This window comes from Acetobacter sp. ESL1128, assembly GCF_058505085.1.
In genome coordinates this window covers 1,309,406-1,330,782 of sequence record NZ_CP196369.1, presented here as the reverse complement: position 1 = coordinate 1,330,782, position 21,377 = coordinate 1,309,406, and the positions used below count along the sequence as shown (strand labels likewise).

At 54.6% G+C, this 21,377-nt stretch carries 24 protein-coding genes; 17 read left to right on the top strand and 7 right to left on the bottom strand.

The genetic code is table 11. The features are described from left to right. Positions 1–3: 3 nt before the first annotated feature. On the bottom strand, positions 4–303 hold the full coding sequence (locus ACSYTG_RS06185) for a phosphopantetheine-binding protein (protein WP_278741163.1): 300 nt from the start codon (positions 301–303) through the stop codon (positions 4–6). A 16-nt stretch (positions 304–319) separates the two neighbouring features. Here ACSYTG_RS06185 and ACSYTG_RS06180 point away from each other — a divergent pair, with 16 nt between their 5' ends. Beyond that, the gene (locus ACSYTG_RS06180) at positions 320–1,006 is read left to right on the top strand and encodes a hypothetical protein (RefSeq protein ID WP_489783888.1); all 687 of its coding nucleotides are present in this window, start codon (positions 320–322) and stop codon (positions 1,004–1,006) included. Here the strand turns inward: ACSYTG_RS06180 and ACSYTG_RS06175 are convergent. Then, positions 936–1,676, bottom strand: a complete 741-nt coding sequence (locus ACSYTG_RS06175) for a glycosyltransferase family 2 protein (RefSeq protein ID WP_489783887.1) — start codon at positions 1,674–1,676, stop codon at positions 936–938. The two genes, ACSYTG_RS06180 and ACSYTG_RS06175, sit on opposite strands and share 71 nt — an antisense overlap. A gap of 108 nt (positions 1,677–1,784) precedes the next feature. Between ACSYTG_RS06175 and ACSYTG_RS06170 the strand changes: the two genes are divergently transcribed. Further along, a complete protein-coding gene (locus tag ACSYTG_RS06170; RefSeq protein ID WP_489783886.1) occupies positions 1,785–2,528 on the top strand; it encodes a class I SAM-dependent methyltransferase in 744 nt (247 codons plus the stop codon). Positions 2,529–2,591: 63 nt separating this feature from the next. Here the strand turns inward: ACSYTG_RS06170 and ACSYTG_RS06165 are convergent, their stop codons facing one another. After that, positions 2,592–2,918: a hypothetical protein gene (locus ACSYTG_RS06165; protein WP_165925829.1), complete on the bottom strand. Its 327-nt coding sequence runs from the start codon at positions 2,916–2,918 to the stop codon at positions 2,592–2,594. A gap of 153 nt (positions 2,919–3,071) precedes the next feature. Here ACSYTG_RS06165 and ACSYTG_RS06160 point away from each other — a divergent pair, with 153 nt between their 5' ends. Next, entirely contained in the window at positions 3,072–3,548 is a 477-nt protein-coding gene (locus ACSYTG_RS06160) for a YaiI/YqxD family protein (protein WP_489783885.1), read from the top strand. Positions 3,549–3,615: 67 nt separating this feature from the next. On the opposite strand, the gene glsA is transcribed toward ACSYTG_RS06160, so the two are convergent. The 4 genes from glsA to ACSYTG_RS06140 all read right to left on the bottom strand — a co-directional run bounded on the left by glsA (position 3,616) and on the right by ACSYTG_RS06140 (position 7,010). Further along, the gene (gene glsA, locus ACSYTG_RS06155; RefSeq protein WP_491706457.1) at positions 3,616–4,512 is read right to left on the bottom strand and encodes a glutaminase A; all 897 of its coding nucleotides are present in this window, start codon (positions 4,510–4,512) and stop codon (positions 3,616–3,618) included. Positions 4,513–4,847: 335 nt separating this feature from the next. Continuing rightward, complete coding sequence (locus ACSYTG_RS06150; protein ID WP_489783883.1) at positions 4,848–5,243, bottom strand: (R)-mandelonitrile lyase; 396 nt, start codon at positions 5,241–5,243, stop codon at positions 4,848–4,850. Positions 5,244–5,316: 73 nt separating this feature from the next. Then, entirely contained in the window at positions 5,317–6,441 is a 1,125-nt protein-coding gene (locus tag ACSYTG_RS06145; protein ID WP_489783882.1) for an MFS transporter, read from the bottom strand. Between the two features lie 413 nt (positions 6,442–6,854). Then, a complete protein-coding gene (locus ACSYTG_RS06140) occupies positions 6,855–7,010 on the bottom strand; it encodes a hypothetical protein (protein WP_278741147.1) in 156 nt (51 codons plus the stop codon). Between ACSYTG_RS06140 and ACSYTG_RS06135 the strand changes: the two genes are divergently transcribed. The 14 genes from ACSYTG_RS06135 to ACSYTG_RS06070 all read left to right on the top strand — a co-directional run bounded on the left by ACSYTG_RS06135 (position 7,009) and on the right by ACSYTG_RS06070 (position 21,374). Next, on the top strand, positions 7,009–7,992 hold the full coding sequence (locus ACSYTG_RS06135; RefSeq protein ID WP_489783881.1) for a DUF1852 domain-containing protein: 984 nt from the start codon (positions 7,009–7,011) through the stop codon (positions 7,990–7,992). The two genes, ACSYTG_RS06140 and ACSYTG_RS06135, sit on opposite strands and share 2 nt — an antisense overlap. Positions 7,993–8,020: 28 nt before the next feature. Further along, on the top strand, positions 8,021–9,052 hold the full coding sequence (locus ACSYTG_RS06130; RefSeq protein WP_489783880.1) for a methionine synthase: 1,032 nt from the start codon (positions 8,021–8,023) through the stop codon (positions 9,050–9,052). Positions 9,053–9,178: 126 nt separating this feature from the next. Further along, positions 9,179–10,066, top strand: a complete 888-nt coding sequence (locus tag ACSYTG_RS06125) for a LysR family transcriptional regulator (protein ID WP_086646838.1) — start codon at positions 9,179–9,181, stop codon at positions 10,064–10,066. Between the two features lie 143 nt (positions 10,067–10,209). Then, positions 10,210–11,613, top strand: a complete 1,404-nt coding sequence (locus tag ACSYTG_RS06120) for an aminotransferase-like domain-containing protein (RefSeq protein ID WP_165925837.1) — start codon at positions 10,210–10,212, stop codon at positions 11,611–11,613. A gap of 327 nt (positions 11,614–11,940) precedes the next feature. Beyond that, positions 11,941–12,423, top strand: coding sequence for an MSMEG_0572/Sll0783 family nitrogen starvation response protein (locus tag ACSYTG_RS06115; RefSeq protein ID WP_086646840.1), 483 nt, complete (start codon positions 11,941–11,943; stop codon positions 12,421–12,423). A gap of 24 nt (positions 12,424–12,447) precedes the next feature. Next, positions 12,448–13,422 carry a Nit6803 family nitrilase gene (locus ACSYTG_RS06110; RefSeq protein WP_489783879.1) on the top strand — a complete coding sequence of 325 codons (975 nt, stop codon included), beginning with the start codon at positions 12,448–12,450 and terminating at the stop codon, positions 13,420–13,422. Beyond that, positions 13,419–14,528 (top strand): MSMEG_0568 family radical SAM protein, encoded by a 1,110-nt coding sequence (locus ACSYTG_RS06105; RefSeq protein ID WP_489783878.1) that lies wholly within the window; start codon positions 13,419–13,421, stop codon positions 14,526–14,528. Before ACSYTG_RS06110 ends, ACSYTG_RS06105 begins: the two co-directional genes overlap by 4 nt. After that, entirely contained in the window at positions 14,525–15,088 is a 564-nt protein-coding gene (locus ACSYTG_RS06100; protein WP_489783877.1) for an MSMEG_0567/Sll0786 family nitrogen starvation N-acetyltransferase, read from the top strand. The genes ACSYTG_RS06105 and ACSYTG_RS06100 overlap by 4 nt, the downstream gene beginning before the upstream one ends. Then, complete coding sequence (locus ACSYTG_RS06095) at positions 15,088–16,059, top strand: sll0787 family AIR synthase-like protein (RefSeq protein ID WP_489783876.1); 972 nt, start codon at positions 15,088–15,090, stop codon at positions 16,057–16,059. The genes ACSYTG_RS06100 and ACSYTG_RS06095 overlap by 1 nt, the downstream gene beginning before the upstream one ends. Continuing rightward, a complete protein-coding gene (locus tag ACSYTG_RS06090) occupies positions 16,056–17,237 on the top strand; it encodes an MSMEG_0565 family glycosyltransferase (protein WP_489783875.1) in 1,182 nt (393 codons plus the stop codon). The genes ACSYTG_RS06095 and ACSYTG_RS06090 overlap by 4 nt, the downstream gene beginning before the upstream one ends. Beyond that, positions 17,225–17,512, top strand: coding sequence for an MSMEG_0570 family nitrogen starvation response protein (locus ACSYTG_RS06085; protein WP_095350444.1), 288 nt, complete (start codon positions 17,225–17,227; stop codon positions 17,510–17,512). The genes ACSYTG_RS06090 and ACSYTG_RS06085 overlap by 13 nt, the downstream gene beginning before the upstream one ends. A 15-nt stretch (positions 17,513–17,527) precedes the next feature. After that, positions 17,528–18,775 (top strand): MSMEG_0569 family flavin-dependent oxidoreductase, encoded by a 1,248-nt coding sequence (locus ACSYTG_RS06080; RefSeq protein WP_489783874.1) that lies wholly within the window; start codon positions 17,528–17,530, stop codon positions 18,773–18,775. 16 nt (positions 18,776–18,791) lie between these two features. Continuing rightward, positions 18,792–20,564 carry an AMP-binding protein gene (locus ACSYTG_RS06075; protein ID WP_489783873.1) on the top strand — a complete coding sequence of 591 codons (1,773 nt, stop codon included), beginning with the start codon at positions 18,792–18,794 and terminating at the stop codon, positions 20,562–20,564. A gap of 192 nt (positions 20,565–20,756) precedes the next feature. Next, the gene (locus ACSYTG_RS06070) at positions 20,757–21,374 is read left to right on the top strand and encodes a YceI family protein (protein WP_489783872.1); all 618 of its coding nucleotides are present in this window, start codon (positions 20,757–20,759) and stop codon (positions 21,372–21,374) included. Positions 21,375–21,377: the final 3 nt, after the last annotated feature.

The window sequence follows — 21,377 nt, the reverse complement described above, 5'->3', positions numbered from 1 at the left end:
GATTCACCCAACAGTGCGATTTGCCTGCACAAATGCGCACAAAGACCGCAAGGAGCTAAAAATCTTTTTGTTATCCGGGTCTTCCGACCGCAGGGCCACGCCGTAATCACGCCCGACAAACAGGGCAATTTCCAGCGCATCAATGGAATCAAGACCCAGCCCTTCCCCAAACAGGGGGGCCTCGGGAGCAATTTCTTCAGCCGTGACTTCAAGCTGAAGTGCTGCAACAAGCCGTTCCGCAACTTCATGCTCAAAAGGCGTTTGTATTGTTGTCGAGCGGGTCGTATTCACAGCATGTCTCATGTTAAGTGCAGATATCATGAGTGAGCTAACACAAACACGCATTATCGCAAAGCCAACATGGCTGGAAAGACACACAGCTTTCCGGCGTGGGGCTGGTGCTATGCTTGTGTCCCTATCAATTCTTCTTGGGCATATACCCTATACACCTTACGCAGCAATTCCCGTTAGTATTATCTCGCTTCTCATGCAGTGCATGGCGTTTGCTCTACTAAGCCTGCACCTTAAAACAAGTGCTGTTATGGCTATCTGCCTTGTGCCTTTGGCCGTGCACTGGCCACACCAGGCAACAGTTGCCGATGGCTGCGTGCTTTATGCGGCTTCTCTGGGGATGATGCTGTTCGTTTTTGGCCGTTCCCTTTTGCCATCCCGGCAGCCGCTTGTTGCTGTTATGGCCAGCCGGGTACATGGCCCCTTGCGGGCGGATATTGCACTCTACACGCACGCACTAACGGTTTTTTGGACCATGTTTTTTGCCGCAGCCCTGTCCACACCGCCGCTGCTGTTCTGGTTCGGACCTGCTGGCATATGGCAATGGCCGCTCTCTGGGGGCACATTTGCCATGGCGCTGTTGTTCATGGTTATGGAGGCAGGTGTCAGGCGCCTTGTCATACGCAACTTCCAGCACGTATCGCTCAGGACGACGATAGCGGCTTTCCGCAACACACACGCCTCGCCCATGCCAACAACAACCTCAGATGCATAAAAACGAGCCGTGTGTTGTCCCGCACATAATGGAAATGGGAAATCCCTCCTTCGGCTGCGTTAAAATACTGCACAGCGGCGGGTTTATTGAGCGCGGGCACTCCCTGCCAGACCATACGCGCGGCAACCTCCGGGTCAAAATCAAAGCCGCGCATAAAGCGTGATGCCTGAAGAACCATGACCAGTGGTTTGAGTGGATAAACCCTAAAACCAAACAGGCAATCTTTAACAGCGCCCCCTGTTTCCATACCAATGAAGATATTGGATAACTTGCGCCCCCATACGCGCAGAGCGGGTGCTTCTGGCCCAAAGACCGGCACGCCCAGTACCAGAGCCTGCGGAGCGGAACGGGAGAGCGCAATAAAATCCGGCACAGCCTGCGCTGGGTGCTGGCCATCTGCATCCATGGTCAAGGCATGCGTGTAGCCTGCCTGCAAGGCCCATAATGCCCCTTGCAAAACCGCGTGCCCCTTGCCCCCATTTTGCGCCAGATGCAGAATTTTGAGCCCTGCATGCGCTGGCAGCATATCATCCAGTGTACGGTCGCTGCCATCGGTGCTGCCATCTGTAACCACCACCACATCCGGCCAGACCGCCAGCACGGCAGAAACCGTGCTCCGCAGCAAAAGCCCGGAGTTATAGGATGGAACAAGAACAATACAGCGGAACATGGCAGGCATACCTGTGGGTCAAAACCAGAATAAAATACAGCAAGACTGGTCCACATACCTCAATTACGGTAAGAACCGAATACCAAGATCATTGAACCGGAAATGGCAATGTCTGAGCGCATACCCTGCCCACCTCACCCTGTCCTGCCTGACTATTACCGCACCAAGGGGGAACACAGGCAGTTTGTTCGCTCTATTTTTGATAAAACCGCCGGTTATTATGACCGGATTAACGCTGTTTTTTCACTCGGGTCCGGCAAATGGTACCGGCGTTGGATGTTGCGCATGGCCGGGCTGCGTGCCGAGCAGACATTGCTGGATGTTGCTACCGGCACGGGCCTTGTTGCGCAGGAAGCCGCAACCATAACAGATGCCGCCAATATTATCGGGCTGGATATGAGCGCAGGCATGCTCCAGCAATGCCGTAACAAACTGCCCATTCAGGTTGTGCTGGCAGATGCTCAGGCCCTGCCAGTTGCCCCTGCCAGCATGGACATGCTGAGCATGGGCTACGCCTTACGGCATGTGCAGGACCTTAGAGCAACGTTTGCAGGTTATCTGGATGTGCTCAAACCCGGCGGCCATGTGCTGATCCTTGAGATCGGGCGGGCTGACAACCGGCTTATCCAACTTATGCTGCGGTTTTACCTCGGCCGGGTTGTCCCGCTGCTGTCCGGCGTTGCGGCATCGCAGGACAGCAGGAGACTTATGGCCTATTACTGGGACACAATAGAAGAATGTGTTCCCCCCGCCCGTATTCTGGGCACCATGCAGTCTGTCGGTTTTAGCAACGTGCGCAAACACACATCGTTTGGTGTGTTCCACGCGTATATGGCCGAGCGGCCACTATAAACACCTTCAACACACCCCAAGGTGCAGCCCTGTAATTTGGGCATGCACCTTGCTGGCTGCGGTTTAAGCTGCACCTGATGGCAGGCACACCCCATGGAATTCACGATTGGGATGTTCCTGCTGTTCACGGAAAAACTTCAATGCATCTTCACAGGCTGCTTTGGTATAAAATGAAGCCGTAATCATGGCATCTTCATTGTCCGGGCCACGCTGCGCTACCAGCACCCATAACGGACGCATGGAATGGCCATTTTCCACGCCATTTTGCGCAGTATCCACAATCACATCCGGTTGGGCATCGGCCATAACCGGATACGTGGCTGCCGCCAGCCCCACCGCGACAAAACACCCGGATACATAAAGCATCATACGCTTAAAATTGACCTTCATTCACCAAACTCCCGTATATAATATCAACAGGAACTTCTTACTCTATTGATCGGAATATGTGCCCCTTTGTATTACTCTATCTGGGATACAGAATTATCAATACTGCCTATGGTGCCGCTTGCTCCATAAGCAAGGCTGCGGCAAATTACGGGCATGATCCGTATTTTTATCGATTCCGATGCCTGCCCCGTCAAAGACGAAGTGTACCGTGTTGCCACGCGCTATAAATTGCATGTTTTTGTTGTTTCCAACCGCATGATGGCTGTCCCCGCCTCTCCACTTATTGAGCGGATTGTTGTGGATGCCGGTCCCGACATAGCTGATGACTGGATAGCCGAGCGCGTTCACAGCCGGGATATTGTCATAACCGCTGATATTCCCTTAGCTGCACGGTGCGTGGAAAAAGGTGCTTATGTTCTTGAACACAAAGGCCGGTTGCTGGATGGGGATGCCATAGGCATGGCATTGGCCATGCGGAACCTGATGACTGACCTGCGCTCGGCTGGAATGATCACCCCCGGAAGCGCTACATTCGGCAAGGCAGATCGCTCCCGCTTTCTGTCTGAGCTTGATACATTGGTCGTCAAGGCACGCAAAAAGCCCATTCGCCTGTTACCACCTAACGGATAACAGGCGGGCGGCAGCCCAGCGCTTTTGCGCGACAATAACGCAGAGTCACGTCTGACTGATGTAATGCTTACTGCGCTTCTGCAGCAAAAATGTTAGCGCCCAGTGCCTGCGCAATAAACTGCACGGCAAGCTGCCCGCGCACACTGTTGCCAGCCGCATCAAGGCGGGACGAATAAACACCAATGGCCAACTTACCGGGGACCACGGCTACAATACCGCCCCCTACCCCGCTTTTTCCTGGCAGGCCAACCTTGAATAGCCATTCGCCAGACGTATTGTACAAACCTGCGGTTGCCATAACTGCCAGTACATGGGCGCTTGTTGCGGCATCAACCACGGCATGATGGGTACGCGGGTTTGTCCCTCCATTTGCCAGAGTGGCCCCCATGGTTGCCAGATCAACCGCATCTACATCGTAGGAACATTCACGCGTATAAAGATCCACTGTTTCCGATACATCGGCATATAAATGGTCATAACTTTGCAGCAGCATCGCAATGGCCTGATTGTGCTGATTACTGGCCATTTCTGAGCGGTAAACATTATCGTTCAAATGCAAGGTATGCCCTGCAAATGCAGATGCTGTATCTATAACGCTCTGCCATTTTGCATCCAGCGTTTTGCCTTCGACCAGACTGGCTGTTGCCATGGCCCCCGCATTAACCAGCGGATTACCGGGGGGCGGGCTGCCACCCAGCTTGTCATTATTCAGCTCTACCGCCAGTGCAGAATTAAACGGCAAACCGGTGGCATTCACGCCGATCTTATGCAGAACACTCTCTGCTCCCTGTTTATGCAGAACATCCGCCAGCGTAAAAATTTTAGAAACAGATTCCACAGGGAACGGATGCCCAGTATCCCCAACCCGGAAAACCCGCCCATCCACCGTTACAACAGCAATGCCGTAGAGTTTACCGTCTGCCTTGGCCAGATAGGGAATATAACTGGCATTTTTCCCATCCATAACAGGCTTGTATTTGTCATAAGCCTGTTCAATCACTTTTTGGATAACAGCAGAAGATGCTGGCTGAGGCTTATCCCGTGCACTTACATTATTGGTAGGCAACACTGCAAAACAGGTTGTTAAGATCAACGAAGCGGATATTTTAATAAAAAAATTATTGCGCACAGGATCTATCTTTCATCAGCATTCATGTAATGCGTTACTACAATACACTTAATGAAAAATAAAATCCCGCGCCACAGCCTATGTAGTTCCCCCTTTGGTTCCGCCCGAGCGTAATGTTCCCTTCACACTCACAAGCACCAAAGAGGGAAAAACTTTTTAGCTGCAATCAATCAGTTACAATACTGGGTGTCAGAAACATGCTCCAGCCAATCAACCGGGGAGCCATTCTGCTTTTCCTGAATTGCAATATGGCTCATCGCCGTCGTTGCTGTCGCACCATGCCAGTGTTTTTCACCCGGGGCGAACCAGATTGTATCGCCGGGATGAATTTCCTCAATCGGGCTACCTTCGCGCTGCACCCAGCCACACCCTGCCGTCACGATAAGCATTTGCCCAAGCGGGTGAGTATGCCAGGCAGTGCGGGCTCCCGGCTCAAACGTAACCAGCGCAGTGGTTACCTGGGAAGGCTCCGACGGATTAAAAAGCGGGTCTATACGTACTGTCCCTGTAAACCAATCGACCGGTCCTTTAGCGGAGGGTTGGGTCCCTATGCGTTTGATCTCCATAAGCACTCTATCCTGTATGTGGTTCAAAAATGTTAAATCCGGTTGCCTGTCCTGCCTGAATGCCTGACAGGTTTTATGCTCCTCGACCGGCCAATCGCCTTGTCATGGCCGCCAGCAGCGCCGCAACCGCAAGCACCACTGCACTGGCCGCAAATGTGGCCTGATACCCAACCCCGTCAAAAAGGATTCCACCACAGGTCGCTCCTAGCGTAATGGCAAGTTGGACAACTGCCACCATAAGTCCCCCACCGGCTTCAGCATCCTGCGGAAGTGTTCGGGCAAGCCAGGTCCACCAGCCCACAGGGGCAGACGTGGCGAACAAACCCCACGCCGTAAGTATAACAGCGGAAACAGTAACCCACTTACCCAGAACAATAAGAGCAGCAGCCAGAAAAGCCATGAGGACAGGAATAATAATCAGCGCTGGATAAACACTGTTTTTTAGAACATTCCCGATCAGTACAGTGCCAACAAAGCCAGAAATACCCATCAGGAGCAGGATTAACGACAAAGTGGATACGTCCACATGAGCAACATCTTCAAGAAATGGCCTGACATAAGTAAAAAGCGTAAACTGGCCTATAAAAAACAGGCTGACCGCCAGCATGCCAACAGCCACAATCGGTCGTGTCAGCAAAGAAAATACACTGGCCGGCTGCTGATGCCGCGCGCTCGCCATAGATGGGAGACTGACAAACTGCCAGACAAAAACAACAACAGCCACAGGCACCACACAGAAAAACGCACCACGCCAGCCAATAAGACCGCCTAAAAAACTACCAGCAGGTGCAGCAATAACGGTAGCCAGAGCGTTTCCGCCATTCAGGATTGCAAGCGCACGGGGAACGTGGTGGTCCTCCACAAGCCGCATAGCCGTAGCGGCAGACATGGACCAGAAGCCGCCAATAACAACACCGATCATTGCCCGCCCGAGCATGAACACCACATAATTAGGAGCAAGGGAAACAACACTCCCCGACACGATCATCATGGCTATTAGGGCCAGTAACAGGGTTTTACGGTTAATTCCCTTGGCCAGTGTGGAAATAAAGAGGCTGGTCAGCACCGCAAATGCGCCAGAAACTGAAATAGCCTGCCCTGCCTGCCCTTCTGTAATATGCAGATCAGCCGCAATCGGGGTTAAAAGACTAACAGGCATAAACTCGGATGCGACAAGTGCAAACGCACCCAGAGACATGGCCAGCACCGCCCCCCAACCCCCGGCTGACTGATTGGCACTCCTAGTTATTTTAGAAACTGTTTGAGAGATATTATCCATTCCGCCTCGGTATTATAGCAATCCGTAGCCATGATTTTCCCTACAGCGCACATAAGCAGCAAACAGCATTAACCTGAAAAACTGTAGCAGCGACTGAGGTTGCTTTAGGACATAAGGAACGAACTCTCTCAGGACTAGCCCCAATAAAACGAGCATGATCATGAATTATACTCATGAATAGACGTTTTGGGGTGTTTAGAGGCTACATGCCTGCTGGTAATGGGAGAAAAGGTCTGAGCATCGCGGCGCATGCTCTCCAGACGGCTGAGCATCTGGATCCCCAGCCCGCAACCTATGAATGATATTTATGGATAAATGAAATTAAATCATTTTTATTCAATATTGTGTTCAGGCATAAAGAGTTCAGCACAGCTTAAACGCAGAACACTACTAAACATAACCTGAAAAACAGAAGCATAAACCGTGAGGTTCTCAACTCCCGGAAGATGAAATCTGCTTTCTGACAAAACAGGAGGGAGTTCGACCATGATTACAGAGTCCTCATTCCAAATTAAGAGCATCCCGTTTGATGAGAACTATCACCCTTCAAACGACACACGTCTCACAACCAATTTTGCCAATCTGGCCAGAGGGGACAATCGTCAGGAAAACCTGCGCAACGTGCTCCGGATGATCAATAATCGGTTTAATGATCTGGCACATTGGGATAATCCCAAGGCCAACCGCTATTCTGTTGCGCTCGATATTGTTTCTGTGGGGCTCCATATCAACCATGACAGCACAAACAGTATTTTTCCCCTGATCGAAATCCTGAACACAACAATTATTGATCAAAAAAGCAATCAGCAGATTAAAGGGCTTGCCGGGAATAATTTTTCTTCTTACGTCCGTGATTATGATTTCAGCGTCTTATTGCCAAATTACAACAAGAATAAGCCTGAATTCCACGTTCCACATGATTTTGGTTATCTGCACGGAAATCTTTTTAAGAGTTTTGTACACTCTTCGGCCTACAAGAAAAACTTCAATAAGCTCCCGGTTATATGCCTGAGCGTTTCTACTAACAAAACCTATTGCCGAACAGATAACCATCACCCTGTTCTGGGGGTTGAATACAGGCAACAGGAACACTCGTTAACTGATCATTATTTTGAAAAAATGGGCATGCAGGTCCGTTATTTTATGCCCTATCGCAGTGTGGCTCCACTGGCTTTCTATTTCTTTGGTGATTTACTTTCCGATTACACAACGCTGGAACTTATCAGTACAATCAGCACAATGGAGGCGTTTCAAAAAATTTATCGCCCTGAAATATATAATGCCAATTCTGTAGCACCACAAAGCTACCAACCCAGCCTGAGCCATCAGGATTATTCCCTTACCCGCATTGTTTATGACCGGGAAGAACGCAGCAAACTGGCAACAGCTCAAGGCAAATACACGGAGGAGAGTTTTATCAAGCCATATCACGCGCGTCTTGAGCAGTGGTCTGCCAGTTACTCTGCCTGATTAACCAGAACAACAAGGTCTTACTCCCATGACAACAGCACTCCTCCCCACAGCAACAGCGGGCAGCTTGCCCAAGCCCTCCTGGCTTGCAGAGCCCGAAACGCTCTGGTCACCCTGGAAACTACACGGGCAGGAATTAATCGAGGGCAAACAGGATGCATTGCGCCTGACACTGGATGATCAAAATCGTGCAGGCATTGATATTGTCAGCGATGGTGAACAGACACGGCAGCATTTTGTCACTACGTTTATTGAGCACCTGAGTGGTGTTGACTTTAAAAACCGCCAGACAGTCAAAATCCGCAACCGGTATGATGCAAGTGTGCCGTCTGTTGTCAGTGCCGTGAGCCGCGAAAAGCCAATTTTTGTTGATGATGCAAGGTTTTTACGCACACTCACACAAAAACCAATCAAATGGGCTCTACCCGGCCCCATGACGATGGTCGATACACTCTACGATGGCCACTACAAAAGCCGCGAAAAACTGGCATGGGAATTTGCCAAAATTCTTAATCAGGAGGCCAGAGAGTTAGAAGCCGCAGGCGTGGGTATTATCCAGTTTGATGAACCCGCTTTTAACGTTTTTTTTGATGAAGTGAATGACTGGGGCATCGCTGCATTAGAAAGAGCTATTGAAGGCCTTAAATGCGAAACAGCCGTTCATATCTGCTATGGTTACGGCATAAAAGCCAATATTGACTGGAAAAATACACTGGGCACACAGTGGCGGCAGTATGAAGAGATTTTTCCTAATCTCCAGAAATCCAATATCTCCATGGTTTCTCTGGAGTGTCAGAACTCTCGGGTTCCAATGGATCTGATTGAACTGCTGCGCGGTAAGAAAGTGATGGTTGGCGCGATTGATGTCGCAACCCATGCTATTGAAACACCAGATGATGTTGCCAACACCCTGCGCAAGGCCCTTAAATTTGTGGATGCAGACAAACTCTACCCGTGCACCAATTGCGGCATGGCACCTCTTCCGCGCCATGTGGCCACAGCCAAGCTCCACGCTTTAGGTGCCGGTGCAAAAATTGTCCGTCACGAACTCTCTGCCTGAAGGGCTTATGGAACCATAGGCCATAAAAGCAATGCAGGATAAAACATAGGGAGCGTGTTTATGAGAATGAACAAAACTGATACGTTTATACAATAACGTGAATCTTTTGTATCAATAAGGTGTGGCATGGGTATCCTTGAGCGCAGTCATCTGGCCATTATTCAAGCCGTCGCACGAGAAGGCTCGTTGACGGCTGCCGGAATGCGCCTGAACCTTACCCAGCCCGCCCTGAGCCATGCCATACGCAAGATTGAAAGCCAGCTAGACGTAAAAATATGGCGCCGGGAAGGACGCTCTCTTGTTCTTACCCAAGCTGGCGAGTGGCTGTTATCCTTGGCAAACCGCATGCTCCCCCAATTTGAGCTTGCAGAAAAACGGCTTGAACAATTTGCCAATGGTGAGCGTGGCACTCTTCGCATCGGCATGGAATGCCATCCCTGCTATCAGTGGCTACTTAAAGTCGTTTCTCCTTATCTGGAACAATGGCCAAAGGTTGACGTGGATGTACGGCAAAAGTTCCAGTTTGGCGGTATTGGCGCTTTGTTCAGTAATGAAATAGATATTCTGGTTACACCAGACCCGCTTTATAAACCGGGATTAAAGTTTACGCCGGTTTTTGATTATGAACTTGTCCTGGTGGTGGGTCCCCAACACCCTTTACGGAACACAAAGTTCATTCTGCCAGAACAACTTGCGGGTGAAACCCTGATTACCTACCCGGTACCACCTGAGCGTTTGGACATATACACGCAATTCCTGCAACCAGCAGGTATTGGCCCACGGCAGCAAAAGCAGATCGAAACAACGGATATTATGCTGGTTATGGTGGCACATGGCCGTGGTGTGGCCGCACTCCCGGGGTGGCTGGTGGAAGAATACGCCCCCCGCTTTGAACTCCACCCCATTAAACTTGGCAAAAAAGGCATTGCGAAGCAGATATTCCTTGGATACCGCGAAACCGATGAAGATATTCACTATCTGCGCAATTTTATTGAATTTGCAGCTACGTCTTGATCCCGCCTTTTAGGAGGCTCGGCTCTCGATTTAATGCAACAAGGCGCTCCCGCAACTTCTGGGCAACATAATCCTCTAAAAATTGTACTGATTGTATGGTATGAGATCGAATATATTTTTCGAACATACGGAACCCCCGTCGCATGCCCGAACAGTCCTACCTCGCCCATTGGAAAGAGGAAATCAGCCAGAGCCCGAATGCCATTTATCTGACTCTGGTCGATGCCCTTGCCCACTCCATTCGCAAAGGCGACCTCAGGGACGGCGATAAACTGCCCCCGCAAAGGACAATTGCAGAGCATCTTGGCACCAACCTGACAACCGTTACGCGCGCTTTTACCGAGGCGCGCAGACGAGGGCTGATTGACGCAACAGTCGGCCGAGGCACCTTCATTCGTGTTGGTGCGGGGGAAAGCCACTGGCGCCACACAGGCCCTGCGGTGGTTGACCTGACCATGAACCTTCCTCCCATCCCGCAAGACCCGCCTTTGCAGCGGATTATTCAGACAGACATCGCAGCGATCCTCAAGCAGCAGGACCTGAACAGCCTGATGTCTTACCGTGTGACCGGTGGAACCGTTGAAGAGCGCCAGTTGGGTGCAAAATGGGTTGCCCCGATAATCGGCCAACGCCGGACAGACGAGATCATGATCTCACCAGGTGGCCAGAGCGCACTGGCCGCCATTGTCAGCACGCATACGCAACCGGGTGATGTGATTGTCACGGACCGCATTGCTTACCCCGGCATCCGGACCATTGCCGCACAGTTTGATCTTATTCTGGTTGGTGTGGACAGCGACACAGAAGGCATGATGCCAGACCAGCTTGACCGGGTCTGTGCGCAGCATCACCCCCGTCTGCTTTATTGCATTCCAACAATCCACAACCCTACAACAGCCACAATGTCCCTACAGCGGCGCAAGGATATTCTTGCAGTCGCACAACGGCACCACCTCCATATTGCGGAGGACGACCCTTACAGCCTACTTATGGATAATCCTCTGCCAGCACTGGCGGCCCTTGACCATAGCCGGGTCAGTTACGTGGCAACATTGGCCAAAACACTCAGCCCCGGTTTGCGCACGGCGTATGTCGCCCTCCCCAATGCCGACATGACCCGGCGGGTAACGGCTGCCATCCGAGCCATTGCCCTCACCAATGCGGGGCTGCTCAGCGCCCTGACCGCACGATGGATGCAGACAGGACAGGCCCATACAATCCTGCACGCAATTCAGAAAGAGCTGCGGTTACGCCAGTCTATCGCACGCACCGTTCTGGGTGAGCAGCACTGCACGAACCCTGACGGCCCCCATGTCTGGCTCAAACTCCCGGCATGGTGGGGGAGCGCGGATTTTGTTGCCTACGCCCGCAGGCGCGGTCTGGCACTGGTGCCCAGCACCGTTTTTACCATTAATGGGGAACCCCCGCAGCGGGCACGTATTGCCCTGGGCAGTGCGCCCGATGCCGCAAGCCTGGAAGAGTCCCTCCGTGGCGTTGTCTCAGTCCTCCAGCACAAGCGCTCCCCCGGCTTTGCCGATATTGTTTAACCCGTTGCAGCACTCAGCAGGCCACGTTTTACCCAAAGGCAAACGTGGTCTGCCAGAACAAACCCACAGCAACATCACGAATGCGCGAGGTAAATATAAAGCAAAACCAGTATGTTAGCTGAGTGCTGCAGAATTGTATGACATTGTAAAATAAACTGTATGCTTCTGTACCCGCAAAAAGAGCTTATCCGGGAAAAATTGTTTTTTTTGTCATGCCAACGGATGCCATACAAAATTTTGCGTCAGACTTAACCCGTGTCACGTTTGCTCCAGCCAAGTGGTCAGGCCGGCTTCCTGCCGGAGACCGCAGCACACGGGAGACATACCATGCCAACACTCGAGCACGCTCCGCATAAAGATGGCGACTGCTTCGTTAACTATGAAAACAAGGTTTTTGAGGACGTCAAAGCCCAGCCGGGTGAAAAAGCCCTTATCACCTTTCATACCGTTGCCAATGAAGGTTCAGTCGGGTTTGTAAATCTGCTGCAGGCCACACGCTTGATCCGCAAGGGGTTTGAAACCTCAGTGCTGCTTTATGGTCCGGGCGTCACTCTTGGCGTGCAGCGCGGCTTTCCCCGTCTGGGTGATGAAGCTTTTCCGGGGCACATGAACTGCAACAAGCAGATTGCAAAAATCCTTGAAGAAGGTGGCAAAGTTTATGCCTGCCGCTTCGCACTTCAGGCACTTTACGGCTACGGCGAGCAAAACCTTATTCCCGGGATAACCCCCATCAATCCGCAGGATGTGCTGGACATCATTCTGCTGGCCCGGCGGGACAACGCCTTTATTCTGAATACCTGGACTCTCTAAAGGCCAAAGGGAGGACCGCAAGCCATGTCCCGTATCGTTCGCGCCGCAGCTATCCAGATCAGCCCCATCCTTGGTGACGATGGTCTGGGCACTGCACGGAAAGTCTGTCAGGCCATCCGCGATGCCGCCGAGAAAGGTGTAAAGCTGGCGGTCTTTCCCGAAACCCTTGTGCCTTATTACCCCTATTTTTCGTTCATCCAGCCTGCATTCCGCTTTGGTGGTGAGCATCTTGAACTCTACAAACGCGCCGTTGTTGTCCCCGGCCCGGTAACGGACATGGTGGCCGAAGCTGCGCGCGACACCGGCATGGTTGTTGTGCTGGGTGTAAATGAACGGGATTACGGCACACTCTACAATACACAGATTGTGTTTGATGCCACGGGAGAAATCCTGCTCAAACGCCGCAAGATCACCCCCACTTACCACGAACGCATGGTATGGGGGCAAGGGGATGGTGCTGGCCTGAAGGTCGTGGAGAGTGCAGCCGGTCGCATTGGAGCACTGGCCTGCTGGGAACACTATAACCCCCTCGCCCGCTACGCGCTGATGACCCAGCACGAGGAAATCCACTGCGCACAGTTCCCCGGTTCACTGGTGGGACCAATTTTTGCAGACCAGATGGAAGTGACCATTCGCCACCATGCGCTGGAATCCGGCTGCTTTGTCGTAAACGCCACAGGATGGCTTACGGAAGAGCATATCCAGAACATAGCGCGTGACCCGGGGCTTGAAGGCCCCCTACGGGGCGGTTGCTTTACTGCCATAGTCTCGCCCGAAGGCAAACTGCTCGCTCCCCCGCTCACGGAAGGCGAAGGGATGGTCATAGCCGATCTCGACTTTGCCCTGATTACCAAGCGCAAACGTATGATGGATTCCGTAGGGCATTATGCACGCCCGGAACTGCTGAGCCTGCTGCAGGACCGCCGCCCCGCTCATACCGTGCATTACGTTGGTGAAAATGAACCTTACTCTGCCCTGACAGACGAGGTGGCACCATGACCATTCCAACACTCGGCACCTTTTCTGGTCGCAAGCTTATCACCGACCTGCAATCCTTCGGGTTACAGATTGATGAGCAGAGCAACGGCATGACACGCAAGGGCGGAGCCGGTCCCTCCGACCACAAGACAATCACCATTGCGGGCCAAACCGTTATGGTCCCGGTTTATACATCCGGAGCACAGCGCTCTCCTTTTCAGGCCAGCCCGCCAGACCGGAGTGGAACCAGCACGCTGCTACGTGATGGCCAGACGCTCGGCACAATCCACTTTCCTGCTGCTCCACGCTTTTATGGGCTAAGCACGGCAGACGGTATTCCCTACTGGAAGATTGCCCTGCTCCACGGGCGCGACACGCTGGCAACCACGGTGCACCAGACCTGCATCCGCTATGCCGACCGGCGTACATCCTGCCAGTTCTGCGCCATTGGTCAGTCACTGGAGGCCGAGCGCACCATTGCCTACAAAACGCCTGCACAACTGGCCGAAGTTGCCAAAGCCGCCGTGGAACTGGATGGCGTGCGGGATATGGTGCTGACAACCGGCACCCCCAACGTTATTGACCGGGGTGCTGCGGTGCTTGCGGACTCTGCGCGTGCCATCCGTGCTGCGGTTGATCTGCCGCTTCAGGTCCAGTGCGAGCCACCACGTGATCACGGCTGGTTCCAGCGCCTGCGTGATGCGGGAGCCGACAGTCTGGGCATGCATCTTGAAGCCGCCACACAGGCCGTGCGCGAAAAAATCATGCCCGGCAAAGCAACAGTAAGCGTTGACCGCTACATGGAAGCTTTTGCCAGCGCCGTGCCGGTTTTTGGGCGCGGGCAGGTCAACACCTATATTCTGGCTGGTCTTGGCGATAGTGCCGAAGATATTCTTGGTTTGGCTGAACGCCTTATTGCATTGGGTGTTTATCCCTTCGTGGTGCCGTTCGTGCCTATTTCCGGCACACCATTGGAAAACCACGCACCGCCTACCGCTGATTTCATGAAGTCGGTTCTGGCACCACTTGGGCGGATGCTACGCGATGCCAACATGAAATCCACCGACATCCGAGCCGGATGTGGCCGGTGTGGTGCGTGCTCCTCCCTCTCGGCCTATGAACAATGAGTGCTTTACTCGAAGGCGTGGAACACCGCCCGTTCATCCCGACGGAATATGTCGTGCGCCTTGCCCGTACACCGTGGGAACGCGCAGGTTATCATGCCCTCCGCCGCGAGGTATTCTGCACCGAACAGCAGGTCTTTGCCGAGGATGATCGGGACGGCATTGATGACGTAGCCATCCCCATTATTGCAGCCTGCTGTATGGCAGGCATGCCAGACCGGATTGTAGGGGCCGTACGCATCCATGAAGCCGAACCCGGTGTCTGGCGCGGTTCCCGTCTGGCTGTGCATGAAGACCATCGCAAGCTGGGGCGGATCGGGGCGGAACTGATCCGCATGGCTGTCAGCACAGCACACGGGCTTGGGGCCACGCGCTTTCTGGCCCAGGTGCAGGAGCAGAATGTACTGTTCTTCCGCCGCCTGCACTGGAAAAGCCTCGGGGTAATCTCCCTGCATGGTCTGCCACACCATGACATGCAGGCCGACCTTTCCCGCTATCCGGCACATGGCCTGAACCAGACATGGCTGCTGCGCCCACAACCGCGCACCAGACAGGTGGCATAATGGCAGGCAAGCTCACCGCGCTGCTGCATACCCTACGCCACAGCCGCGCCCTTGCATGCAAGCAGGATATTGCCGAAGCAGCGGCAATCCTTAAACCCACCGACCCCAACGCCATCCGCCTTGGCGATGACTGTGCCGCCATACGGGATGGAGATGGTTACCTCCTGCTGGCCAGCGAGGGTTTTCAGGACAGTTTTGTACGCGCCATGCCGTGGTTTGCCGGTTACTGCGGTGTCATGGTCAATATCAGCGATATTGCGGCAATGGGTGGCCGCCCCGTTGCGGTGGTCAATGCCTTATGGAGCGATACCTCTGAATCCGCAGCATCCGTCCTACAAGGTTTGCAGGATGGAGCACTGACCTATGGCGTACCCGTTGCTGGCGGGCATACCAACATGCGCAGCACTCACAACTCGCTTTCGGTCGCAATTCTGGGGCGGGCACGCCATCTGCTCACCAGTTTTGACGCCCGCCCCGGCGAGGTGCTGATTGCCGCCATTGATCTGCGCGGCCGCTGGCATGACCCACACCCGTTCTGGGACAGTAGTTCCGCGCTGTGCGGCACCGATGCGATTACCCGGTTACAGGCCGACATAGACCTTCTGCCACAAATAGCCGAGGACGGGCTGAGCCGTGCAGCCAAGGACATCAGCATGGCTGGCGTGCTGGGTACAGCCCTTATGCTGGCCGAGTGTTCTGGCGTGGGCATGCACATCACGCTGGATGATATTCCACGCCCAGAACATGCCCCCATGGCCCGCTGGCTGGTGGCTTTCCCCAGCTATGGCTATTTGCTGAGCGCCCGGCCAGAGGATGCACAGGCCGTTATGGCGCGCTTTCATGGGCGGGACATTGCTGCGGCCGTTATCGGCCAGTGCAACAATACCCGCAGGCTGGATGTTACCTGGGGAGACGAGACAGACACTTTCTGGGATCTTGCACAAACGCCGCTCATGGGGTTTGCGCCATGAGCCTGTCCATTGGCATTCTGACGCACTCGACCCTTCCGCGCGGTGGCGTGGTGCATGGCATGGCGCTGGCAGAGGCGTTGTGTGACGCAGGGCATAAAGCAACCCTGATCGCCCCGGATGTGACAGGTGCAGGCTTTTTCCGCCAACCCCGCTGCGCTACGCGTTACATTGCAGCCCGAGCGGAGCAGAACCTGCCTGCTCTGGTGGAACGCCGTATATGCGAGATCACGGACGCGCTCAGGAATGAAGCACCATTTGACGTTCTTCATGCGCAAGACCCCATAAGTGCTAACGCGCTGGCTGAACTGGTAGCGCAAGGCCGGATACCGGGCTTTGCCCGCACGGTTCACCACCTCGACCGTTTTGCCCACCCGGGCCTTGCAATGCGGCAGGAACGCGGGTTCATGGCCGCGGCCGAGCTGTTCACTGTCAGCACCATGTGGGAGGGCATCCTGCGCGGCGAGCATGGTCGTGAAGCACCTGTTGTTGGCAACGGCGTTGATCCTGAACATTTTTCACCCGCACCGGGCCCGCAGGACAGCTCACTGCGGGCCCGTTACCACCTGCCGGTTGGCCGCCGCCTGATTCTGGCGGTCGGTGGGGTTGAGCGCCGCAAGAATACGCTGCACCTGCTGGAAGCTTTTCTGGCCCTGCGGCGTGACCAGCCCGATGTGCATCTGGTTGTGGTAGGCGGGGCTTCATTGCTGGATCATTCGGCCTACCGCGCGCTGTTTGATATGCGGTTGCGCCAGAGCGATGCAGCCGAGCATGTCACCCTCACCGGGGCGGTGGCGGATGAGGATATGCCTGCATTTTACCGGCAGGCAGCCGTGCTGGCCTACCCGTCCGTAACCGAGGGGTTTGGTCTGTGCCCGCTGGAAGCCCTCTCCTGCGGCACGCCAGCCATTGTGCCGAAGGTTGCCCCCTTTACCGAGCACCTTCAGGCGTCAGACGTGCTCTGGTGCAACCCCAAGCACCCGGACACCCTGTTTTTAGCCTTGCGTGACGCCCTTAGCGCCAAAAACCGCGAGCACTTCCGGCTCAGCGGCCCCGCAACGGCCCGTCGTTTCGATTGGCACGGCGTTGCCAGTCGGCACCTCCCCGCATACCGGCGGCTGGCGGCCTTGTCGCACGCTGGCATTCCGGCTTCTGGAGCTTTGTCATCATGCCCGAAATGATTTTTCGTGTGCGCTGGCCCGATGGGCAAGAGAGCGATTGCTACTCTCCATCGCTGGTCATCAAGGACCACTTTACACCGGGTGAGGATTACCCGGTTCGCACTTTTCTGGAACAGGCCGATACAGCCCTGACACAGGCCAGCGAGCGGGTGCGTGCACGCTACGGCTTTGCCTGTAGCCGTGCCCTTGGCCAGCTCCAGGCGATCCGCCAGACCTGCACGCCCTTCCTCAATCAACCTGATGCGCAGGTGCGTATCCTGTCTTTCAGCCTCTGAAACGAAAGAACGACCATGACACAGAATGAAAAAAGCATCCCCGTCATTATCGTGGGTGGTGGTCAGGCTGGCCTGTCCATGAGCTGGTATCTCTGCCGTGAGAACGTGGACCACGTGGTGTTCGAGGCCAAAACCGCCTGCCATTCGTGGGATGATGAGCGCTGGGACAACTTCTGTCTGGTGACACCCAACTGGCAGTGCGAACTGCCCGGGCACCCCTACAGGGGGAGCGACCCGCACGGCTTTATGGTAAAGCAGGAAATTATTGACTACGTAAAAGGGTTTACGGACTCCTTCACCGCCCCTTTGCGCGAACATACGCCAGTCACGTCCATTACACGCCATGAAAACGGTGGCTACCGCGTAGTGGCCGGGGCGGAACTCTGGCACGCACAGCATGTTGTGATTGCTTCGGGCGCGTACCATGACGCCGTTATTCCCGGTTACGCCAGCGCCATTGATCCTTCCATTTATCAGGTTCACTCCCAGGATTATCGCAACGCGGCCCAACTGCCTGATGGTGCCGTGCTGGTGGTGGGGAGTGGCCAGTCCGGCGCACAGATTGTAGAAGACCTGTTTATTGAAAACCGCAAAATTCATCTATGTGTCGGTTCTGCCCCTCGTGTCTCACGCTTTTATCGTGGGCGGGATGTTGTGGACTGGCTTGCAGACATGCAGTTTTACGACCTGACAGTAGACAACCATCCGCTGCGTGATGGTGCGCGTGACAAAACCAACCATTATGTCACCGGCCGGAATGGTGGGCATGACCTTGATCTACGGCTGTTTGCCAAAGACGGTGTGGGCCTGCACGGCACGCTGGAAACCATTCGGGACGAGGTAGCCCATTTTGCACCGGACCTGCGGGACAATCTGGATGATGCCGACAAGACCAATGCCGACATCAAAAAATCCATTGACGCCTACATTGCCCGTGAAGGTATTACCGCCCCAACCGAAGCACCTTACGTGCCAGCCTGGGAACCCGATGGCAGCAATACGCCACTGGACCTGAAGGCTGCGGGCATTACCTCAATCATCTGGTGCATTGGTTTTCGCCCGAATTATCGCTGGATCGACGTACCCGTGTTTAATGGTGCCAACAAGCCGCTCTGGCATCGGGGGGTAACAGATGCACCCGGCTTCTACTTCCTTGGGCTGCCGTGGCTGCATACATGGGGCTCCGGCCGGTTTTCCGGTATCTCGCGCGATGCGGCGTGGCTGGCCAGCCAGATTACCGGCAAAGACGTGCCTGTAGCCTGAGGAAAGGAAAAGCCCCATGCTGCCATGGACCACTTATGAGGCAATGTATGATGCGGCCCTGAACCAGCCAGAAGCATTCTGGCTGGAAGCAGCCCAACGCATTACATGGCAGCAACAGCCCGGCATGGCTTGCCGGGCACGGGCGGATGGCTGGCATGACTGGTTCCCCAATGCTACGCTCAATACCTGTTACAATGCCGTGGACAGGCACGTGGAGCAGGGCCACGGCGCGCAGGCAGCCTTGGTCTGGCACTCCTGCGCCACAAAAGAACGGCAAACCATCACCTACAAGGAATTGCTCGGCAGGGTGGCCGGGTTTGCTGGCGGCCTGCGTGCACTAGGGGTGGAAAAAGGCGACCGTGTCCTGATCGCCATGCCAACCATGATTGAAACAACCATAGCCATGCTGGCCTGCGCACGGATAGGCGCCGTGCATGTTGTGGTATTTGCCGGTTACGCAGGCCCCGAACTGGCCCGCCGGATCGACGATGTAGCCCCCAAGGTCGTGATTATCGCCAGTTGCAGCTTTCAGGGGCAAACCGCCATTCCGTCCGTCCCGGCCCTTAACGTTGCACTCACGCACGCCACGCACGAGCCGCAGGCATGTATTATCGTGCAGCGCAACGCCTGCCCCGCGGCACTTATTCCCGCGCGGGACCATGACTTCCACACCCTGGAACACTCGCCACCTGTGGCACCCGTCATGCTGCGTTCTGAAGACCCGCTCTATATCCTGCATACATCAGGCACAACGGGAACATCGAAGGGCATTGTGCGGGACAATGGCGGGCATGCCGTGGCCCTCGCCCTGTCCATGGAGCTGATCTATGGTTGCAGGAGCGGAGATACGTTTTTTACAACGTCTGATCTGGGGTGGGTGGTTGGCCATTCTTACGGTGTTTACGCGCCATTGATCAACGGTTGCACCAGTGTGATTGTGGAAGGTGCTACAACCTCTGCCGCATTGCGCACGCTTTGCCACGAGCACGCAGTGACATGCCTGTTTACGACCCCGACACAGATGCGGCTCCTGCGGCAGGAAAACCGTAACCTGCCCGCACCCCCACCAGCAGCACTGGCCCGTGTTTTTGTGGCGGGGGAATATGCCGACCCAACATTGCTGGACTGGGCACGCGCATATTTTCAAAAACCCGTGGTCAACCACTGGTGGCAGACTGAAACCGGGTGGAGCATTACAGCCCATTTTTTCGGCCTGCCGGAATGCGAGCCCATAACGCTCATGAACGACATAGGACGCCCCGCACCGGGGTTTCATCCAGCTATTGTGCCCTCCGTGCCGGGTGAACCCTGCGGGGAGATTGTTCTTGCACTCCCCCTGCCCCCCGGTTGTCTGGCAGGAGTGTGGCAGAACAGGGCCATCCAGCCACCCACAGCCTGCATTGATGAAACAGGACGGTTTTACCGCACATTTGACGAAGGTATGATTGGCACCGGACGTGCCGTTCACATGCTCGGTCGCTCTGATGATGTTATCAAGGTCGCGGGGCGCCGGATTTCAGGCGTGCAGATCGAAAAAATCATTGCCGCACACCCTGCTGTTCATGCCTGCGCCGTTGTTGCCGTGCCCGATGGGCTGAGGGGGCAGCGACCTGTTGCCTATGTGGTGCCCGACACCGCCACACAAAGCATACCTGCGACTGACGAAATTCTCGGGCAGGTTCACCGGGCGCTGGGCCGGTGGGTTGGACTGAAGGAAGTGCGGTTTGTCCAGCACTTACCTACAACCGTATCTGGCAAGATCACACGCAGACATCTGCTGGCTCTCTGATATGAACCATCTTGGCCCCTCCCCCGCCTCATAGCGAAAATATGGAAACCATACGTTTCCATTGTTGTTATTTCTTGCCCATATTTTCGACGGTAATGAAGAACTCAGCGGAACAGCGCACGCCATGCCCCTCCGAGCATGACCGCACTGTTTTTCAAACGAGTTTGTTATGACCAACCGGAGTATGATCCCATGAAATACAGCCTTCTTTCTCTCCCCGCCGCTGCTCTTGCCTTTGGCCTGCTCGCAGGCAATCCGGCCTTTGCGCAGGTTGTTACCAACGCCACGCAGGCACAGTCCGGCACGTATGATGTTGAACCGGGGCACACACAGGTCGGTTTTTCCGTTCTGCATTTTGGTTTCACCAATTATCTTGGTGTGTTCTCCAACGTTTCGGGCACACTGACACTGAACACCAAGACCCCATCCGCTTCCAGGCTGTCCGTGACTATTCCGGTTGATTCCGTGCAGACAACCAGCGCCAAGCTCAATGATGAGCTCAAGGGTGACCAGTGGTTCGATGCTGCAAAGTTCCCCAATGCCACGTTTGAATCCACGTCTGTCCGCATTACCGGCCGGAATGATGCGGTTGTGACCGGCAACCTGACCCTGCACGGCGTCACACAGCCTGAAACCCTGAAAGTGCATTTTATCGGTGCGGGCGTAAACGCACTGGACAAGAAATACACCACCGGGTTTGAAGCCACCGGCACCATCCAGCGCAGCGATTTTGGCGTAAAAATGTACGTGCCCTACGTGTCGGATGAAGTGCAGCTGCGCATTGCCGGCGCGTTTGAAAAACAGGGCTAAATA

Excerpts from the sequence above, each read along its gene's own strand:
- ACSYTG_RS06185 (WP_278741163.1), bottom strand. The coding sequence starts at position 303 with ATGAGACATGCTGTGAATACGACCCGCTCGACAACAATACAAACGCCT.
- ACSYTG_RS06180 (WP_489783888.1), top strand. The coding sequence starts at position 320 with ATGAGTGAGCTAACACAAACACGCATTATCGCAAAGCCAACATGGCTG.
- ACSYTG_RS06175 (WP_489783887.1), bottom strand. The coding sequence starts at position 1,676 with ATGTTCCGCTGTATTGTTCTTGTTCCATCCTATAACTCCGGGCTTTTG.
- ACSYTG_RS06170 (WP_489783886.1), top strand. The coding sequence starts at position 1,785 with ATGTCTGAGCGCATACCCTGCCCACCTCACCCTGTCCTGCCTGACTAT.
- ACSYTG_RS06165 (WP_165925829.1), bottom strand. The coding sequence starts at position 2,918 with ATGAAGGTCAATTTTAAGCGTATGATGCTTTATGTATCCGGGTGTTTT.
- ACSYTG_RS06160 (WP_489783885.1), top strand. The coding sequence starts at position 3,072 with ATGATCCGTATTTTTATCGATTCCGATGCCTGCCCCGTCAAAGACGAA.
- glsA (WP_491706457.1), bottom strand. The coding sequence starts at position 4,512 with ATGGATGGGAAAAATGCCAGTTATATTCCCTATCTGGCCAAGGCAGAC.
- ACSYTG_RS06150 (WP_489783883.1), bottom strand. The coding sequence starts at position 5,243 with ATGGAGATCAAACGCATAGGGACCCAACCCTCCGCTAAAGGACCGGTC.
- ACSYTG_RS06145 (WP_489783882.1), bottom strand. The coding sequence starts at position 6,441 with ATGTCTCTGGGTGCGTTTGCACTTGTCGCATCCGAGTTTATGCCTGTT.
- ACSYTG_RS06135 (WP_489783881.1), top strand. The coding sequence starts at position 7,009 with ATGATTACAGAGTCCTCATTCCAAATTAAGAGCATCCCGTTTGATGAG.
- ACSYTG_RS06140 (WP_278741147.1), bottom strand. The coding sequence starts at position 7,010 with ATGGTCGAACTCCCTCCTGTTTTGTCAGAAAGCAGATTTCATCTTCCG.
- ACSYTG_RS06130 (WP_489783880.1), top strand. The coding sequence starts at position 8,021 with ATGACAACAGCACTCCTCCCCACAGCAACAGCGGGCAGCTTGCCCAAG.
- ACSYTG_RS06125 (WP_086646838.1), top strand. The coding sequence starts at position 9,179 with ATGGGTATCCTTGAGCGCAGTCATCTGGCCATTATTCAAGCCGTCGCA.
- ACSYTG_RS06120 (WP_165925837.1), top strand. The coding sequence starts at position 10,210 with ATGCCCGAACAGTCCTACCTCGCCCATTGGAAAGAGGAAATCAGCCAG.
- ACSYTG_RS06115 (WP_086646840.1), top strand. The coding sequence starts at position 11,941 with ATGCCAACACTCGAGCACGCTCCGCATAAAGATGGCGACTGCTTCGTT.
- ACSYTG_RS06110 (WP_489783879.1), top strand. The coding sequence starts at position 12,448 with ATGTCCCGTATCGTTCGCGCCGCAGCTATCCAGATCAGCCCCATCCTT.
- ACSYTG_RS06105 (WP_489783878.1), top strand. The coding sequence starts at position 13,419 with ATGACCATTCCAACACTCGGCACCTTTTCTGGTCGCAAGCTTATCACC.
- ACSYTG_RS06100 (WP_489783877.1), top strand. The coding sequence starts at position 14,525 with ATGAGTGCTTTACTCGAAGGCGTGGAACACCGCCCGTTCATCCCGACG.
- ACSYTG_RS06095 (WP_489783876.1), top strand. The coding sequence starts at position 15,088 with ATGGCAGGCAAGCTCACCGCGCTGCTGCATACCCTACGCCACAGCCGC.
- ACSYTG_RS06090 (WP_489783875.1), top strand. The coding sequence starts at position 16,056 with ATGAGCCTGTCCATTGGCATTCTGACGCACTCGACCCTTCCGCGCGGT.
- ACSYTG_RS06085 (WP_095350444.1), top strand. The coding sequence starts at position 17,225 with ATGCCCGAAATGATTTTTCGTGTGCGCTGGCCCGATGGGCAAGAGAGC.
- ACSYTG_RS06080 (WP_489783874.1), top strand. The coding sequence starts at position 17,528 with ATGACACAGAATGAAAAAAGCATCCCCGTCATTATCGTGGGTGGTGGT.
- ACSYTG_RS06075 (WP_489783873.1), top strand. The coding sequence starts at position 18,792 with ATGCTGCCATGGACCACTTATGAGGCAATGTATGATGCGGCCCTGAAC.
- ACSYTG_RS06070 (WP_489783872.1), top strand. The coding sequence starts at position 20,757 with ATGAAATACAGCCTTCTTTCTCTCCCCGCCGCTGCTCTTGCCTTTGGC.